10 protein-coding genes are annotated in these 17,111 nt (G+C 38.7%); 3 read left to right on the top strand and 7 right to left on the bottom strand.

Annotated elements, in window-relative coordinates; all coding sequences use genetic code 11:
• Positions 1–85: 85 nt before the first annotated feature.
• The 3 genes from Q0976_RS05890 (at position 86) to metF (ending at position 3,973) form a co-directional block, all read left to right on the top strand.
• Entirely contained in the window at positions 86–916 is an 831-nt protein-coding gene (locus Q0976_RS05890; RefSeq protein WP_299492002.1) for a carbon-nitrogen hydrolase family protein, read from the top strand.
• 375 nt (positions 917–1,291) lie between these two features.
• Positions 1,292–2,740, top strand: coding sequence for a metalloprotease TldD (gene tldD / locus Q0976_RS05885; RefSeq protein WP_299492000.1), 1,449 nt, complete (start codon positions 1,292–1,294; stop codon positions 2,738–2,740).
• A gap of 339 nt (positions 2,741–3,079) precedes the next feature.
• Complete coding sequence (gene metF / locus Q0976_RS05880; RefSeq protein ID WP_299491998.1) at positions 3,080–3,973, top strand: methylenetetrahydrofolate reductase; 894 nt, start codon at positions 3,080–3,082, stop codon at positions 3,971–3,973.
• 51 nt (positions 3,974–4,024) lie between these two features.
• Here metF and Q0976_RS05875 read toward each other — a convergent pair whose 3' ends face one another.
• From Q0976_RS05875 to Q0976_RS05845, 7 genes are all read right to left on the bottom strand, one after another.
• Positions 4,025–8,209, bottom strand: coding sequence for an Ig-like domain-containing protein (locus Q0976_RS05875; RefSeq protein WP_299491996.1), 4,185 nt, complete (start codon positions 8,207–8,209; stop codon positions 4,025–4,027).
• A 389-nt stretch (positions 8,210–8,598) separates the two neighbouring features.
• Entirely contained in the window at positions 8,599–10,521 is a 1,923-nt protein-coding gene (locus tag Q0976_RS05870) for an EAL domain-containing protein (RefSeq protein ID WP_299491994.1), read from the bottom strand.
• Positions 10,518–11,177: a transglutaminase-like cysteine peptidase gene (locus tag Q0976_RS05865; RefSeq protein ID WP_299492177.1), complete on the bottom strand. Its 660-nt coding sequence runs from the start codon at positions 11,175–11,177 to the stop codon at positions 10,518–10,520. Before Q0976_RS05865 ends, Q0976_RS05870 begins: the two co-directional genes overlap by 4 nt.
• A gap of 46 nt (positions 11,178–11,223) precedes the next feature.
• Positions 11,224–11,817, bottom strand: coding sequence for an OmpA family protein (locus tag Q0976_RS05860; protein ID WP_299491992.1), 594 nt, complete (start codon positions 11,815–11,817; stop codon positions 11,224–11,226).
• Positions 11,817–13,217: a TolC family outer membrane protein gene (locus Q0976_RS05855; RefSeq protein ID WP_299491990.1), complete on the bottom strand. Its 1,401-nt coding sequence runs from the start codon at positions 13,215–13,217 to the stop codon at positions 11,817–11,819. Before Q0976_RS05855 ends, Q0976_RS05860 begins: the two co-directional genes overlap by 1 nt.
• 71 nt (positions 13,218–13,288) lie before the next feature.
• Positions 13,289–14,671, bottom strand: a complete 1,383-nt coding sequence (locus Q0976_RS05850) for an HlyD family type I secretion periplasmic adaptor subunit (RefSeq protein WP_299491988.1) — start codon at positions 14,669–14,671, stop codon at positions 13,289–13,291.
• A 111-nt stretch (positions 14,672–14,782) separates the two neighbouring features.
• Positions 14,783–16,984: a type I secretion system permease/ATPase gene (locus Q0976_RS05845; RefSeq protein WP_299491986.1), complete on the bottom strand. Its 2,202-nt coding sequence runs from the start codon at positions 16,982–16,984 to the stop codon at positions 14,783–14,785.
• Positions 16,985–17,111 lie beyond the last annotated feature (127 nt).

The following is a 17,111-nucleotide window of genomic DNA, read 5'->3' as shown; positions in this document are numbered from 1 at the left end:
GGATTAACTTGCATTCTTTTTGGTTAATATCTCGAGTATAATGAGGAGTGTTGATTTTATTGTTCACAATAAAGGGTGAGGCTGCATGCAAATAAGTTTATTACAATGCCAAAGTGGCGCAGATGTTCAAGCTAACCTAGATTTTATCGAAGCTCAACTGATTAAGTTGCCTCGTGTTGAGAGTGAGCTGCAATTAGTTGTGTTGCCTGAAGCGTGTTTATTGTTTGGTGGCCTTGAGAGCGATCAAAAGCATATTGCTAAAACTGAAGCCGGCAATCCTTTAGTGGCAATATTGGCTAGTATGGCTGAACAATACCATGTTTATTTAATCGCTGGCACTATTCCTATTTTAGCCCATGATGGTCGTGTTTATAGTCGTAGTTATTTGTTTAACGATAAGGGGGAGGTGCTGGGCGACTATGACAAACTGCATTTATTTGATGTTGAAGTCAGCGATGGGACGAAAACGTATAGAGAAAGTGATACTTTTTTTCCTGGTAATAAAATCAGTGTTGTTGATACGCCTTTTGGGAAAATAGGTCTAGCGATATGTTATGATTTACGTTTTCCTGAACTTTTTAGAGCGATGCGTTTAGCGGGAGCAGAATTAATTGCATTACCCTCAGCTTTTACTAAAGTCACGGGTGAGGCGCATTGGCAAACGTTAGTGCAGGCCAGAGCCATTGAAACCCAATGTTTTATGTTAGCAGCTAACCAATGGGGGGCGTGTGACGGTGGGCGAGAAACATGGGGACAAAGCATGATTGTAGATCCATGGGGGCGTATTCTTGCTCAAAAGGAAACGGGTTGTGGTTGGGTGCAGATAGCCTTAGATAAGTCGCAACTGAATAATATTCGTCAAAAAATACCGGTAGCGATACACAATCGTTTTGCTAAACCTAAGTTGATTGAATAATTCTAAATTTATGTTATCAAGCTTAGGGGCTGTTTATCTTTGGTGATGATTTCTGAAGCAGTTTGTTTGGGCTTTATATAAGATAGAGCTTATGCTGTGTAGTTATTCTCGGCTTTGGTTCAAACGTCGCTCTACCTTCCCTATCCATGGGCTTGTACATAAATGAGCGATAATGATGTATAAAGGCACCACAAACGCTGTCCGTAGGATTCACTAAACGTGGTTTACTCTTTGTTGAGAGCCCTTTTATTTAAAGAAAGGCGGGGGGCTTAGAATGACTAGGCGTCACCTCTCGCCGCGATTAAAATACGTTCATTTGAACATGATTTAATCACAAAAGATCAACTGCCCCTAATTACTTAAAGAGAGAAATGAATGCCATTTTTAACACAAGTTGGACAAAGTTTACTGCAAGATGGACTATCAATTGATGATTTGCAGCATTACCTTAAGAAAATACACCAGCATAAGGTAGACTTTTCTGATCTGTACTTTCAAGGCGCACGGAATGAATCTTGGGTTTTAGAAGATGGCATTGTTAAAGATGGCAGTTTTCATATTGAAAGAGGTGTGGGTGTCCGTGCTATTACGGGTGAGAAAACCGGTTTTGCTTATGCTGATGAAATAACACCAGCAGCGTTAACGGCTTCAGTTAATGCTGCCAGAGGGATTGCATTGGCGGGTGAGCAGGTGCAGGTGAATGCATGGAAACGCCAAAGTGCACAGGTGCAATATTGCAGTAGCGATCCGATTGCAGCAATGGAGGAAGTGAAAAAAATTAATCTGTTAAAGCAAGCGGATGCCTATGTTCGCAGTTTAGATGAGCGCATCACTCAGGTTGTTGTGAGCTTGTCTGGCGTGTATGAAGAGATTTTAGTGGCTGCAAGTGATGGCACGTTAGCGGGGGATATTCGTCCTCTGGTTCGTTTTAATGTTAGCGTTATTTTAGAAGAAAATGGTAAGCGTGAGCGTGGTAGTGCAGGTGGTGGTGGCCGTCATGCTTACGATGTATTAATGAAAGAAGATGATACTGGTCTGCCTTATTGTTTTTATTTTGCGAAAGAAGCTGTGCGTCAAGCGCAGGTGAGTTTACGGGCTATTGATGCACCAGCGGGTGAAATGCCTGTCGTATTGGGAGCCGGTTGGCCTGGTGTGCTTTTACATGAGGCTGTGGGTCATGGTCTTGAAGGTGACTTTAATCGTAAAGGCAGCAGTGCTTTTAGTGGTAAGGTTGGTCAGCAAGTGGCTTCATCGTTAGTGACCGTTGTGGACGATGGGACTATTGCCGATCGTCGTGGTTCATTAAGCATTGATGATGAAGGGGTGCCAACTCAAAAAACCATTTTAATTGAAAAGGGGGTTTTGAAGGGCTACATGCAGGATAAATTGAATGCGGGTTTGATGGGGAGTGTGTCTACTGGTAATGGTCGACGAGAATCTTACGCTCATCTACCTATGCCACGTATGACAAACACCTATATGGAAGCGGGTGAGTCCGATCCAACTGCGATTATTCAATCAGTAGAAAAGGGCATTTATGCCCCTAATTTTGGTGGTGGGCAAGTCGACATCACCTCGGGGAAATTTGTATTTTCAGCCTCTGAAGCCTATTTGATTGAAAAAGGAGAAATAACTCAGCCAATTAAAGGCGCCACCCTGATAGGAAACGGGCCGGAAGCGATGGGGCAAATTTCTATGGTTGGTAATGACTTGTCGTTAGATAAGGGGGTTGGAGTGTGCGGCAAAGATGGCCAAAGTGTGCCTGTAGGTGTTGGTCAACCGACTCTAAAATTAGACTCATTAACGGTTGGTGGAACGGCTTAATAATGCAATATAAGGTTACGTCTTTGGGCGTAACCTCATGTTTTTTGATTGTCATATAATCATGTTTCATTTTCCAAAGTAATTTCTTTTTCATGCTGTCAATGAGAGAGCTATGATCTTTCCTGGTGTTTAATTAACTTAATTGTTGTCTTAAATGCTCAAAATTAACATTTAATGAGCACCTAAACAGGATAACCTTCGAGATCTTAGCTACGCTATCTTGAAAGCATTAAAAATATCATTAGAGTGTTTTTTAAGGCTTGACTTCATTCAGAGTTTCTCTAATATATGGACATATAGACGTCCAAACGTCCATTGTAGAACCCGAAGGAATTATTTATGGCTTTTCATTATGCGCAACATGCAACTTCATTAAACCAAAGCTTATCTGAGCTAAATGGTGATATTAATGTTTCTTTTGAATTTTTCCCTCCTTCAACACCTGAAATGGAAACCATACTTTGGAACTCTATTAGAAGGCTAGCTCCATTGAATCCTAAATTTGTTTCAGTGACTTATGGGGCAAATTCTGGCGTACGAGATCGTACCCACAGTGTGATTGAGCGGATCCAAAAAGAAACTCAGCTTGTTGCAGCGCCTCACTTAACCTTAGTGGATGCCAGTGATGAAGAGTTGATTGAATTGGCAAAACACTATTGGAATTCAGGGGTTCGCGATATTGTCGCTCTACGGGGTGACTTACCTGAAGGAAGTCCTAAACCGACACGTTTTGCGAATGACTTGGTAAGTTTATTGCGTTCTGTGGCGGATTTTGATATTTCAGTGGCTGCTTATCCTGAAGGGCATCCTGATGCGGCTAATGCTCAAGCAGATTTGATCCATCTGAAACGTAAAATTGATGCGGGCGCTAATCGGGCTATTACTCAGTTTTTCTTTGATGTCGAATCATATTTACGTTTTCGAGATCGGTGTGTGACCGCAGGTATTGATGTTGAAATTGTTCCCGGCATTTTACCTGTTACGAACTTTAAGCAATTAAAGCGATTTGCGGGCATGACAAATGTGGGGATCCCCAATTGGCTTCATCAGCAATTTGATGGATTGGATGACGATCCAGCGACGCGTCAGCTAGTGGGCGCAAATGTGGCGATTGACATGGTGAAAGTATTATCTCGAGAAGGGGTAAAAGACTTCCATTTCTATACATTAAATCGTGCTGAATTAACTTATGCTATTTGCCATACATTAGGTGTGAGACCAAGTAAAGTTTAAATACTTTATGTATCAAGGGCATGGTGATTTATCATGCCCTTGATACATTATTTAAGCTGTAAAAGTTGTAATCCCTTCTTCCAGTGGTTCGGGTTCATTCGTGTTTACCGGTGAGCTGTTTTGAAAGATTAAATTATCTTCTGCAATGAGAGTATTAATCATATCGCTATCATTATTGACACTGTAAGAAGAAAATAAATTTACACCATCAAGTATTAGGTGCTGGTTCATATCGCCGTCATGGTTACTGTCAATATCAATGATAGTGTCGCCATCTTCGGTTGAAAAATGCAGTAGGTTATCTAGGTTATTAACATCATCGTCCTCTTGGAGAATATCACTCAAGTCGAGTTTGTCTTTATCTAGATCAAATCCAATAATATGCGTCTCTCCCATCGCCGCTGCATTGAGTACAAAAATATCGACTCCATCATTACCTGAAAAATCAATAGTATCGATTAAGTCAGGATCATTTTGTTCTACAATAGACTCTGTTGTGTCACTTAATGGCGTAACAGGGGTAATATTAAGACTTACTGCAGAAGCTGTAATGGCCTCAGCCTCTATGGGAGTAAAATTATTGTTTATATTACTATTTGTACTTATTTGAGCATTAAGTGTTTCGTCACCGGGCCAAGGTATTGGGGTGATTTCGTTCTCAGGTATGTTAATAGTATCAACGATTAAGTCGTTGGAATGATCAATGGGATCGACAGTAATAGGGTTTAAGTTATCGACGATTAAGTCATTGGAATGATCAATGGGATCGATAGTAATGGGATTTAAGTTATCGACGATTAAGTCATTGGAATGATCAATAGGATCGACAGTAATAGGGTTTAAGGTATCGACGATTAAGTCATCGGAATGATCAATAGGATCGACAGTAATGGGATTTAAGTTATCGACGATTAAATCTGTGGGGTCGGCTGGGGTTATGCTCAAGAACTCTACACTATAGTCTTGATGGTGAGCCACACTCGTTGTGTTACCCGCATTATCTGTTGTGGTTAATGTGGCTGTGATGCGGTTATCACTTCTTAACTCTTGACTCGTAATAGACACATTAAATAATCCTTCATTGTTGAGGCTAGCAATATATTGCAGGCCATTGACTGTGATAATAACCTGATCATCAAGCTGATATTCACCTTCTACATGGCCAGTGACAATAATGTCATTATTCGCTTCAGACAAGCTTAGATGGTTATCTTCTGTAATGGGATGTAAAACAAGGGTGACAACTGGAGGATGGTTATCGATTAGAAAACTTTTTGTCGAAGACAATGAATAAGTGTCTCCATTTAGAGTTGAGAGGCTAACTTGTGCAATAAAGCTTATTTCATCATAACCTGCTAAAATAGTACCATTAATATCGACATGGAACGCTCCAGTAATGGGATCAATAAGGCCAGTGAAAACAATGGGATTATTCTCGATATTGAGTGTAATATCAATGAGGTTATTTTCCGTTAAAGGGATTACATCGACTCCTTCAATACGCCCACTAATAATAAAATCATTATTCAATTCTTGACGGTTAATAACATTATCATCAGTGATATTATCAAGTGTTAGGCTATACATTGGGGCAAGGGTGTAATTAAGGGTATCTATCGCTTCAGTTATATTCCCTGCAGGATCTGAATGAGATAAATACGCGCTGATTTGTGTGCCTTGCGTGATATGTTCACTGATCACCAGAGTGCTGAAATGCCCACTGGCATCAATTTGCGCTAAATAATCCTGTCCATTCACATTAATAGTAACTGGGGTTGATGGGTCATAATCACCGGACACCACACCGGATATTTGAACACTTTGGAGTGATTCAGCTGGGCTAATGATGTTATCGGGTGTGATAGGATTGAGGGTAATAGCAAGTGCTGGACCGATTAAGTCTAAATATATGTCTTTGGTCTCAGTAAATGTGTAATCAGTATGGGTTGTATCATCACTAATGGTTGCTGTTGCCGTTATGGAAATATCAGAGTGGCCCATAAAATCACTGGCATCAAGTGATCGAGTAAAAAAGCCATTTTCATCTGTGATGGCTAGAGTTGATATTCCCTCAGGAAATTTATCGGTTATGACTGTGAGCAAAATATTTTGCTGAACGACGGGCGTATTGGTGCGTAAATCCTGTAGTGTGCCACTAACGGCTAGCTCACCTTGGACTTCAGTGTTATTGATAATATTGTCGCCAGTAATATCATCAAATACAAGGTTATATAAGGGGTCAATAACAAATATTAGGCTGTCATAAACCGTGCTCTGATTACCCGCAAGATCGGTTGAACTGATTTCTGCATATAGCTGCGTGTCTTGGCTTAATTCAGCATAATTTAAGCTAATGGAGAAATGGCCATTATCGTCGATATGAGTCGTGTAGACCTGTCCATTATGGGTTATTTTGACTTGATCTTGGAGATTATATTCTCCTGAAACTGTACCTGATAGCCTGATGTCTTCATTATACAGAGCTGCGTTAAGAACGTTGTCATTGCCTATGGGGTTTAACGATAGCGTTATTTCTGGGGGAGTTCTATCAAGAGTGTAATGACCATTGGCTGTTAATACGATATTGTTACCAATATCCTTGATGATTTCAGTTTGAAATTGGATATTTGGAAGAGCAGAAAAGTATTCACCTTCAATATTGAAGATAAACTCACCGTTATTTGGATCTATTGTCGCACGGAATAAAGGATCATTAACGCCAAGGTTCATTTCGACTGTGATGGGTTGAGTATTTTCTAAAGGGAAAGGGTCGCTTGTTATCAGTCGGCCAGTAATGGCGATTATTGAACCGTATTCTTGAGCGTTAATAATACCGTCTTCAGCGATAGGATCGATTTCCAAGTCATAAAATGCTGATAGGGTATATGGCTGAACAGCCATTTTAGTGGTCTGATTTCCTACATTGTCGGTGCTAGTAATACTTGCTGTGACTTCTTTGTCATGACTTAATTCGCTGCCGTGAAGTCGTAAACTAAAATAACCTTGAGGATCGATATTTGTGGCATGATGTAAGTTATTAACACTGATTATCACTTGATCGTTACTGTTATATTCACCGCTAACTGTTCCGGTTAATGTGACCATGTCGGTCACTTCACTGGATGATAAAATATTATCGCCAGTAATAGGATTTAAACTGATTGAAATATTCGGTTCATTTACACTAACTGTATATGCTTTGGTTGTATGAGCAATAGTATTGTTTCCTGCCTGATCTGTTGTAGAAACCGTTGCGTATATCTGGCTGTCATTAGCAAGATCATGGCCTTGAATATTTGTATTAAAATAACCACTTTCTAATAATATATGAGTCGTATATGTTTGATTATTTATGGTTAAATTAACTTGATCATTAAGGTTAAAGTCACCAAAAACTTGTCCTGTTATATTGATCAAAGAGTGAGCTTCTTGAGAATTGATAATATTATCTTCTGTGACATCATTTAAGGTCAGTTGAAGATCTGGCCCTACGAGTTCAACTGTGTAGTCTTTTTCCGTATGGGCAAAAAGGGTTTCTTTTTCGTATTGAGTCGTGATCTGTGCGGTGACTTGGGTGACTAAGGCAAGCTCATTACCAGGAATATTGAGACTAAAATAGCCTTGCTCATTAAGGTGAGTGTAATGTTGATTATTGGCAATGTTGACTGTGACAGTATTGCCGTTTTGAAAGTGACCAAAAACATTGCCTGAAATGAGGATATTGCCACTAACGTCAAGAATATTGAGTATGTTATTGTCTGTGATATTATTTAACGTAATACTGAGTGTTGGCAGTTCTTGCTCTAATTGCTCTCCCTCTAAAGATAAAGAGCTGAATGGGTTGTTTTTATCGATATTGTTATTCGACAACGGTAATGCAGCTGAGTCGTAGCCACTTTCTGCCAGTGTCTCTTTTGCTGTTCTTATTATTTGAATAAAATCAGAGCGGATATCATGAGCGGAAGGTTCTGTGGTTGCAGTAATTTGAGAGTCGTGATCTAGGCTGGTGGAAGGCATATCCTTATCGAATAATGCTTTAATATTATCACTTGTGAGTGATTCTTGGTTCTCAAAAGTGAGGAAAAATTCACTCTCTCGATTAAAAATAACTTGATCTCCGACATGAATGTTAGTTTCAGCATTAATGTACTTAACTTGATCATTAATGGTTTTTATTTTCAATGAGCCTGAGAGGGGATGAATAACGGCATCAAATTTGGTTATAAAAAGATTCATAAGGAACGCTCCTTCAGAAATTGTGAATTTGAAGGTATAAATCCTTTACCTAATACTTGTACTTGAGATTAGCTCTATTTGATAAATTAAAAAAATATTAATTTGTATCTTAATATTTATTAATTTAACATTTTAAGGTGAGATAAGGGTTTTTATATTCGATGAATATATAAATGTGACGTACGTTTTTCATACTATTCTGTTGTTGTTTCATCAGATTATAACGTTATTTTGAACGGCTTATTTTTGTGTTGACAACATTTTTATATGAACGAAAAGATGTTTTTTTAATGTTAACTTTGTGTTTTGTTTGCCGTGTTTATCATAATAAAAAGAATATTATATTAATTAACTTTAATTTATGCTGCTAGGATATAAGTCAACTAATGTTAAAAAACAACATCTGTAGGTGGTGAAATAAACCCCATATAGTATTGAATAGTAAGTGAATTAAAATATGTAAGTTGCTCTTTATTTTGAATGCCTGTGGCAATAACATCAATATTGAGTTCAGCGGCAATATTCACTAGTGCTCGTCTGAGTTCTATATTATGTTGATTATCATCATTAACAGTGAATGATTGATCTAATTTAACATAGTGAGGCCTTAATTTTTGTAGATAGGACATGGAACCAAATTGACGGCCAAAATGGTCAATACCGAAGTGGGCACCATTATTTTTTATGATATTACATAATGCTCGGCATGTGTCGAAGTTGTTGTAGACCGCGGCCTCAGGAATATCAAAAATGACATTATGTTCCCATTTTGCATTTTTTAGAAATGTATTGAGCCAAAGGTGGAAGTCTGTATCGTTCAAACTTTGATGCGTTAAATTAATCACAATTGGTTCTTCATTAAGTGTCATTAATTGCTTATCTAATAAGGTTTCAAGTAAACATTTATCAAGGACGGCGCCTAAAGATAATTGTTCAATATATGGCATGAATTGCCCTGCGGGTATGAGAGTATTGTCGATTGACAACTGACAGAAGAGTTCTTTATTGTGAACTTCATGGGTGTTTATTTTATGAATGGGCTGTAATCTAAATTTAAAGCTTTTATTATCTATCGCTGTGATTAAGTTTTCACGCCATTGAACTTGAGTGAAAAGAGTTTGCTCATGAGATTCATACCAATGAAAAATTTTGTGTTCATTAAGGGCGGTTTGTAGCGCGTTGTCTGCTTGACCTAAAATATCAGAAATACTCATTTGCCCATTTCGTTGAGCAATACCAATTGCAAATTTTTCATTAGCGGTTAATCCTGCTTTTGATATTTCTTGATTGATTGTCCGTATCAATGTTTGTAGGTACTTATTGATGAGATCGCGTTCGATATCAGTGACTAAAAAAGAAAATTCGTAGGCTGCAATACGTGAAATAACAGAGGGGGCAATACCATTTAATTGCTGCTGGATTTCTTTGGAAAATAATTGGATGGTCTGATCTCTGACTTGATATCCGTGTTGACTATGTATATCTGCTAACCAATCCATTTTTATCATAAAAAGTGTACCGCTGCTTGATTCACTTAACCAACTATTCAAGCGGCTGACCAAATACTGTCTATTAGGCAGTCCTGAAATATCATCAATTAAATTGATCCTTCTGAGTGCAGATATTTCATCATCTAATGAAGTGAATACTTTCTTGAGCTGTGCCGACATAGAATTAAATGCTTGAACGACTTCTTTTAATTCTGTTGTTTTTGGTAGTTCAATTTTAGGGTCAAATTGTCTATTGGCAATATTCTTGGCGTATGTAGAGAGTTCATTTAAAGGTTTTAATAACCAAGATAAGCTGAGTCTCGCAATAATAAGAGCCAATATAAATAAAATTAAAACAGTGATAAATAAGTGTGACATGTTTTGCCAAAGTTCGTTATAGCCAAGACCAGGGTGTGCAATAATTTCAAGCTCAGCAAGTTGAGTCCAACCGGATGTAATTGTGGTTTCTTGAGCTATAGAGGGGAATAAATCTAAAGCAATAAACCAGTTAGGGACTTCTTTAATTTCTAGAGGGCTATTCCATGTTTCTTGTTCTCCTTCAACGAGCCAAGTTAGAGTGATTTGTTGATAATAACCACCTTCAAATAATGTGTTAATCAAGGCTTTGACTTGTTCAGCATTGCCTGCTTCTAATTCAGGGACTAACATCAAACCAAGAGACGTGCTGGTGTTGTTAAGATCGGAGCGCATTTGCTGAGTCAGAAAAGACTTAGTCTCATAAAACTGAAAATAACTGATACTAATAATTAGGATCAAAAATAAGATAGATAATAAAGAATAGATTTGTCGAAAGAGTGTCATAATGACTCCAACATTAAGATCGGAATATTAAGCTGATCTACACTTAAGCGATTTTGTAACTCATTCCATAAGGTTAATTGATTGGATGAGCCAGCGAGTACACCTTGAGTTTTTTCTTTGTTTAGCCACAACTGTCTGCCATTAAAGCTATAGACAGGGATGAGATCAGGCCGTTTATCTGCTTTTTTTATATCTAAATCTAAATTATCAAGTACAAAAGGAATGGATGATGGTGTTTCATAATAAGACAGAACCATATGATTTTGATTTAACTTTGATGCTTTGACCATAGTGATCCTTAATTTATCTTCTGCGACTCCCAAGTAGAGTAAAGTAAAATATTTAGCAATAGAAAAGTCTTCACAGTCACCCGCACCCACTCCGATAAATTCCAATGGTTTGGCCCAATAATTTATATGTCCCCATAACTTGATATCAGTGATATAGGTATATTGATTGAAAAATTCATTCACTTTTATGACCTTGCCTAGTTCATCAAGCCCTCTAGCCTGATCGATTAATCTAAACCATAATTTGGCACGCTGTATTGCCTTAGGACCATAATATGTTTCTAGTGTTTGAGTAATTTTAGCTACATCCAGCTGCTTTACTTTTGCATAACTACTTAGGCTATAAAGAGGTAAAAGCAGCACCATTATGATAATGTTGGCAAGTTTCATCACAGGACAATAGCGTCAAGACTTATTGCGCTTCCTCATCGACACTGTAAATATGCCAATCCATATCCGTTATTTTCTGGTTATTACTGATATCCACAATAACCCGCCTGTTTTCCGCTGCTGCTGGATTATCCGGATTAATGGGATGATCATAACCATAGCCGATGTCGGATATTCTTTTGGGGTCAATGCCATATTTAGTGGATAATAAGTTACTGACAGCAGCAGCTCTATTTTTAGACAGAGTCAGGTTGTGTTCGTAACTTCCTGTTTTGCTTGTATAGCCTTCAACCGTTGCAGTTGCTGTGGGGTAAGCATTCATTAACTTAGCAACAACTTCCACTTCAGAATAAAAGGCGGGGGGAATAATGGCCGAATTATTGGCAAATTGAATTTTAACCTCTTCTCTTTGATGTATTGGTTCAACGAGAGAGCAGCCGTAATTATCGATCATGGCGCCGAGGGGGGTATCTTTACAGCGATCCCGTTCCGCTATGACCCCATCAAAGTCGTAATCATTGAGATCATAAACTTGAGTAGTTGGTGTGTCCATAGTATCAATATTGGCGCAGCCTGACAGTACACTGAGCGTTAATAAAAACGTTAATTTTTTCATTAGTAACTTCCTTGTAAATATTGATCATCACTAAACCACACTTCAGGACGAGTGAAGCGTAATGAACCTAGCAATTGACCCGTGGCATTTAACAGGCGATATTGTGAAATAATTTCGTCATATTCAGCTGTTAAGTAATCTTTTCTTGCTTCGAACAGCTCATTTTCGGTATCCAGTAAATCCAATAATGTACGTTGTCCGAGATTAAATTGTTGTCTATAAGCCAATTGCGTCTCTTTTGCCGCTATCACATGTTCTTTAATGAACATTTTTTGAGGAGTTAACAGTTCATAGGCATTCCATGCAAGACCTAAACTTTCTACTATTTGTCTTTCTGCTCTTTGCCTGATTTCTTTTGATTCGCTTAAGTTATAAGCTGCTCTTTTTTCGGTGGCGAGATCTCTACCGCCTGCAAATAAGTTATATTTAACTCTGATCATACCAACGAGCTCATTGTAGTGGCCTTGTACGCCATTGACATCGCCATTTACGCCGTCTAAGTTATTATCCCAGCTACCATCAAATTCAAAAGTAAATTTAGGGTAATAACCTGATTTTGATGATTCTTTTGCCGACTCTGCTGCTTGAATATCTTTTGCTGCAGATTTTAAAACAGGATGATTCTCTTGTGCGATTTCAATGCCTGCGATAAGGTCGGTAGGGAGTAAATCTGCATCAGGCATAGGTACAATTAAGTTTTCAGGTGGAAGATGAATAATGCGTATATATTCAGATTTTGCATCGTAAAAATTATTCATTGCTGAAATGACATTGGCATTGGCTCGAGCAAGACGTCCGGTAATTTGAGATAAATCTGCAGTGGATGCAAGTCCTGAATTGGTTCTTTGTTTTATTTGGTCGTAAATCGTTTGGTGAGTAACAAGGTTTTTCTCTGCTAATGTCAAGACTTGTTCTGTTTGAATATATTTAATGTATACTTTTGCTGTATCGAGCGCCATATTTTCCGCAGCTGCAAATAACGCCCATTGCTCGGCACTGGCTTCAAAACGACTTCTGTCGACTTCACTGGTAGTAAAGAAACCATCAAAAATAATTTGTTGAAGGCTAATACCAAATTCTCCACGATCAAGGTCGAGATAATCATTTGGGTAATTAGCGGGATCAGATGAGTTTAAGTTACGTGTGGCTGGACTATCAGTTCGTTCAAAACCATAACCGCCAGTTACATCAAGTGTGGGCATAAAGCCAGACTCTGCTTGCTTGACTTGTTCTTGACTGGCTTTAAATTGATTGAAAACAATACGAATTTCTGGGTTACTTTCTAAAGTGTGAGCAACGGCTTGTTCAAGTGTTTGGCTGTAAGATATTGATGTAAATAAACTGCTAACGGCCAATGCAATAATGCTTGGGCATAATCTTATGTTTGAGCGGTTTTTCATAGGGTTCCCTCCAATGTTGTTATTCGCTTTTTTATATAAAATTCTATTGTGATAACAGTAATGTTTACATTTTATCGCTCCCTTAAGGCCGTATCTTTTGCTCTTAGTATTGGGTTAAGTATGTACTCCAAAATTGATCTTTGCCCAGTAATTACATCTACGGTTGTTAACATTCCCGGAATAATGGGCATTATTGTGCCGTCATCTTTTTTAAGGCTGGATTGTTTTGTTTTGACTATGGCTAAATAGAAGCTATTTCCTTCTTCATCTTGAGTGGTATCAGCACTAATGTGTTCAACAGTGCCATCTAAGCCGCCATAACGGGTAAAATCATAAGCGGTTATTTTGACAATGGCAGGTAAACCTGGATGTAAAAATGCAATATCTTTTGGTAATATTTTGGTTTCTATTAAGAGTTGGTCGTCCGTTGGTACAATTTCAATGATGTTTTCCCCAGGTTTTACAACTCCACCTAAGGTATTAATATTGACTGTTTTAATCGTGCCGTTTACCGGAGAGATAATTTCTGCCTTACTGACTTTATCCTGTGTTCCTACCTGAGCTTCGTTAATGCGAAGTAAAGTTGCTTGTAAGTCATTGAGTTCTGCTCGTGTATCGGCAATAAAGTTATAAGTATGTTCCCTGCGAGTCAAAATTGCTTCATCAAGAATGGACTTTACTTTTGGACGAAGTACACGCAGTGTCGATAACTCTCCTTGAATATCGTTAACCGTGCGTTGTAGCTTGAGTAGTTCAACTTCAGGCACAATGCCTTTTTGAGCTAAAGGCTTCGTTAAATCTAATTCACGGCTGATGAGTTGGAAGCTTTTTGTTAGTGTTCTAATTTTTGAAGCTAACTCTTGAACTTCTTGCTGGCGCTGTTGAATTTTACGTGTTTCAATTTCCAAATGGTTATTTAAATTATCGAGTCGATTTTGATATTCTTGACGTTGACTTTCAATCATATTGGCATGACTTTTAATCATGGCCTCAGGAAAAGATAGAGGTTCTGGACTGACTTTGATTTGCTCTCGCCAGTCAGTGGCGAGACTAGCAATCTCAATACTGTCTAGCTCTGACTCTAAACGAATAATATTTGCTTGTAAGCTGGAAACCTCTTGTTCTTGCTGGGCAAGGTCTGAACGAAATCGAGTGGCATCAATTCTAGCTAATGCTTGGCCTTTTCTTACCATCATGCCTTCTTTAACATGCATTTCAAGTAATACACCGCCATCTAAACTTTGTATTAATTGAATTTGAGAAGAAGGGATCACTTTGCCTGTACCAGAGGTGACCTGATCAATATTAGAAAAATATGCCCAAATAAAAAAACAAATAAATAATGCACTTAAGGCCCAAATAATGAGTTTATGGCTAACAGGAGCCTCTGTCATCATTGCACCATAAACATCATCGACCATGTCCAAATCGTTAGATTGAAGTTGCTTACTCATGATGTGCTCTCAATTGGGAGGTGATTAAAAGGAAAATGAGTCTTGACCATGGGAAAGTGTATTGGATGGACACAAGTCGGTTGGTAAAATGGGAGAGGGTTGCTAACGATATTATTTCTCATGAGTCGGACCTGCGTTAAGAGTGCCGGCATTGAGTTTTTCAAGGACTTCTTTTTTAGCGCCATCAGCAATGATACGACCACTATCAAGTATGATAATACGATCGACTAATTTAAGAAGATGCATTTTGTGAGTAATTAAAATTAAGCTGCGATCTTTGGACACATTTTCCATTGCATTGACAAATTGCTTTTCTGCGCGAGCATCTAAGCTCGCAGTGGGTTCATCCATTAATAATACAGGCGGATCATTCAAGGTTGCTCTTGCTAATGCCACTATTTGTCTTTGCCCTCTAGAAAGGGAAAGCCCACCTTCACCGACTTGTTGATCTAAGCCTTCTGACTCAAGATCGGTAAATAAACTGACACCTGAAAGCTGTACTGCACGGATCAATTGATGTTCAGTGACTTGACGTGTACCAAAAAGGATATTATCTCTAATTGAACCATGAAATAAGGTGACATCTTGGGGTAAATAGCCGAAATTACGTCGCAGATCACTCGGGTGTATTTGGGCGGAATCTAAGCCGTCGTAACGTAAACTGCCTTTTGTTGGCTGATAAAGTCCAATTAATAATTTAGCAAGTGTGCTTTTCCCTGAGCCATTGCGGCCTATGATTGCTACCCGTTCACCAGGGGCTATTTTTAAAGATAAGGGGTGCAAGCTTGGTTTTTCCGACTCTGGATAGCTAAAGCTGATATTATTAGCATCCACTTGCCCCATTATGCGTAGCCGGCTGACGAGGTGACCTTTATTTTCAAACTCATCTTCTTGGGTCATAATTTCGTTGACTTGACGCAATGCATTGGCAGTATGATTACCTCGAGTCATTAACCCTGCAAGCTGTGCCATAGGGGAAATAGCACGGCTTGATAACATAACTGCTGCAATAATTCCACCCATAGAAATGGCATTGTCGGCAACTCGATACACCCCTAAAATGACGACACAAATAACGGTAAACTGGACAATAAAAGTGGCAACATTGGTCACTGAAGTGGTAATTTTTTTCGTTTTTAATTGCCAGTTAGCCGTATGGCCTATCATTTGTTGCCAGCTTTTTTGTACGATCCCTTCAGCCCCGCTAGATTTGATGGATTCAAGAGAGGAGAGGGATTCAATTAAGTGACCATGTTTAAGGCTGAGAAACTTATTACTTTCTTCTATTGCGGCCTTGAGCCTGGATTGTATGAGTAAAGTATACCCAATAATAATGACACTCCCAATGAGAGGAATAAGAGCAAGATCGCCTGCAACAATATAAATAACAATTAAAAAGAAGACTGCAAAAGGTAAATCAACCAATGCGGTTATGGTCGCAGAGGTCAAAAAGTCACGAATACTATCAAATTCACTGACTTGTTTTGCCATACCACCCACGCTAGGTGAACGTTTTTCCAGTGGAATACCAATGGCTTTGGAAAAAATTTGAGATGAAACGACAATATCAACCTTTTTTCCAGCAATATCAATTAGGTGGCTTCTTAGTTGTCTCATGATAAAGTCAAATAGGTAGGCGATTCCGGCTCCAATAGCCAGCACCCAGAGTGACTCAAAAGCAAGGTTAGGGACGACTTTATCGTACACATTCATGACAAAAAGAGGGGACACTAATGCGAAAATATTCACCAACACTGATGCGATGAGGGCATCGCGATAAATAGGGGCGGAGTCTTTTAGTGTTTGAATTAACCAGTGTGTGCGGGTTTCATGTAAATGCAAATTAAAGCTTTTATCACCACGATATTCTTGTTTGACTAAAAATACATAACCAACATATAAAGTTTCGAGTTCTTCAATACTCATTGACTCTTGGCCGCCCGTTTCAGGAAGCTGAATGGTCGCTTTATCTTGCTCGGGATCAATTTCTCTTAATAGGCAGGCTTTATGGTTTTTAAGTAATAAAATGCAAGGTAATAAAATAGGGGGGATTTGATTAAGGCCTTTGCGAGCAAGTTTTGCTGATAGTCCTGCACGAGCGGCTGCCTGAGGGAATAATTCAGGGGTTAGCACACTACTACTTAAGGGCAAGCCTGCCGTCATAGAATCACTGGAGCAGGGAGTGCCAAAATATTCTGTCATCAGAACCAAGCTGTCAAGCAAAGGATCTTGTGTCACTCTTTGAGATGCTGAAATGGTCCATTGTTTGTTTTTATTGTCGTGTTCATCTGGAGTTGTTGTCGTATCTGACACCGAATGACTTTCCTTGATAATCCTTTTCGTGTGAAAAGTATTGGTCAAAATAGGCTAGTTTTCCAGTTATGAGGAAATTTAAAAGGTGATCATAATGAAGGGGGATTGGGAAATATTAAAAAGCGCC

Source organism: uncultured Shewanella sp. (genome assembly GCF_947501665.1).
In the GTDB taxonomy this organism is placed as follows: Bacteria; Pseudomonadota; Gammaproteobacteria; order Enterobacterales; family Shewanellaceae; genus Shewanella.
The sequence above is the reverse complement of the archived record's forward strand: the minus strand, read 5'-3'. Positions and strand labels throughout refer to the sequence as shown.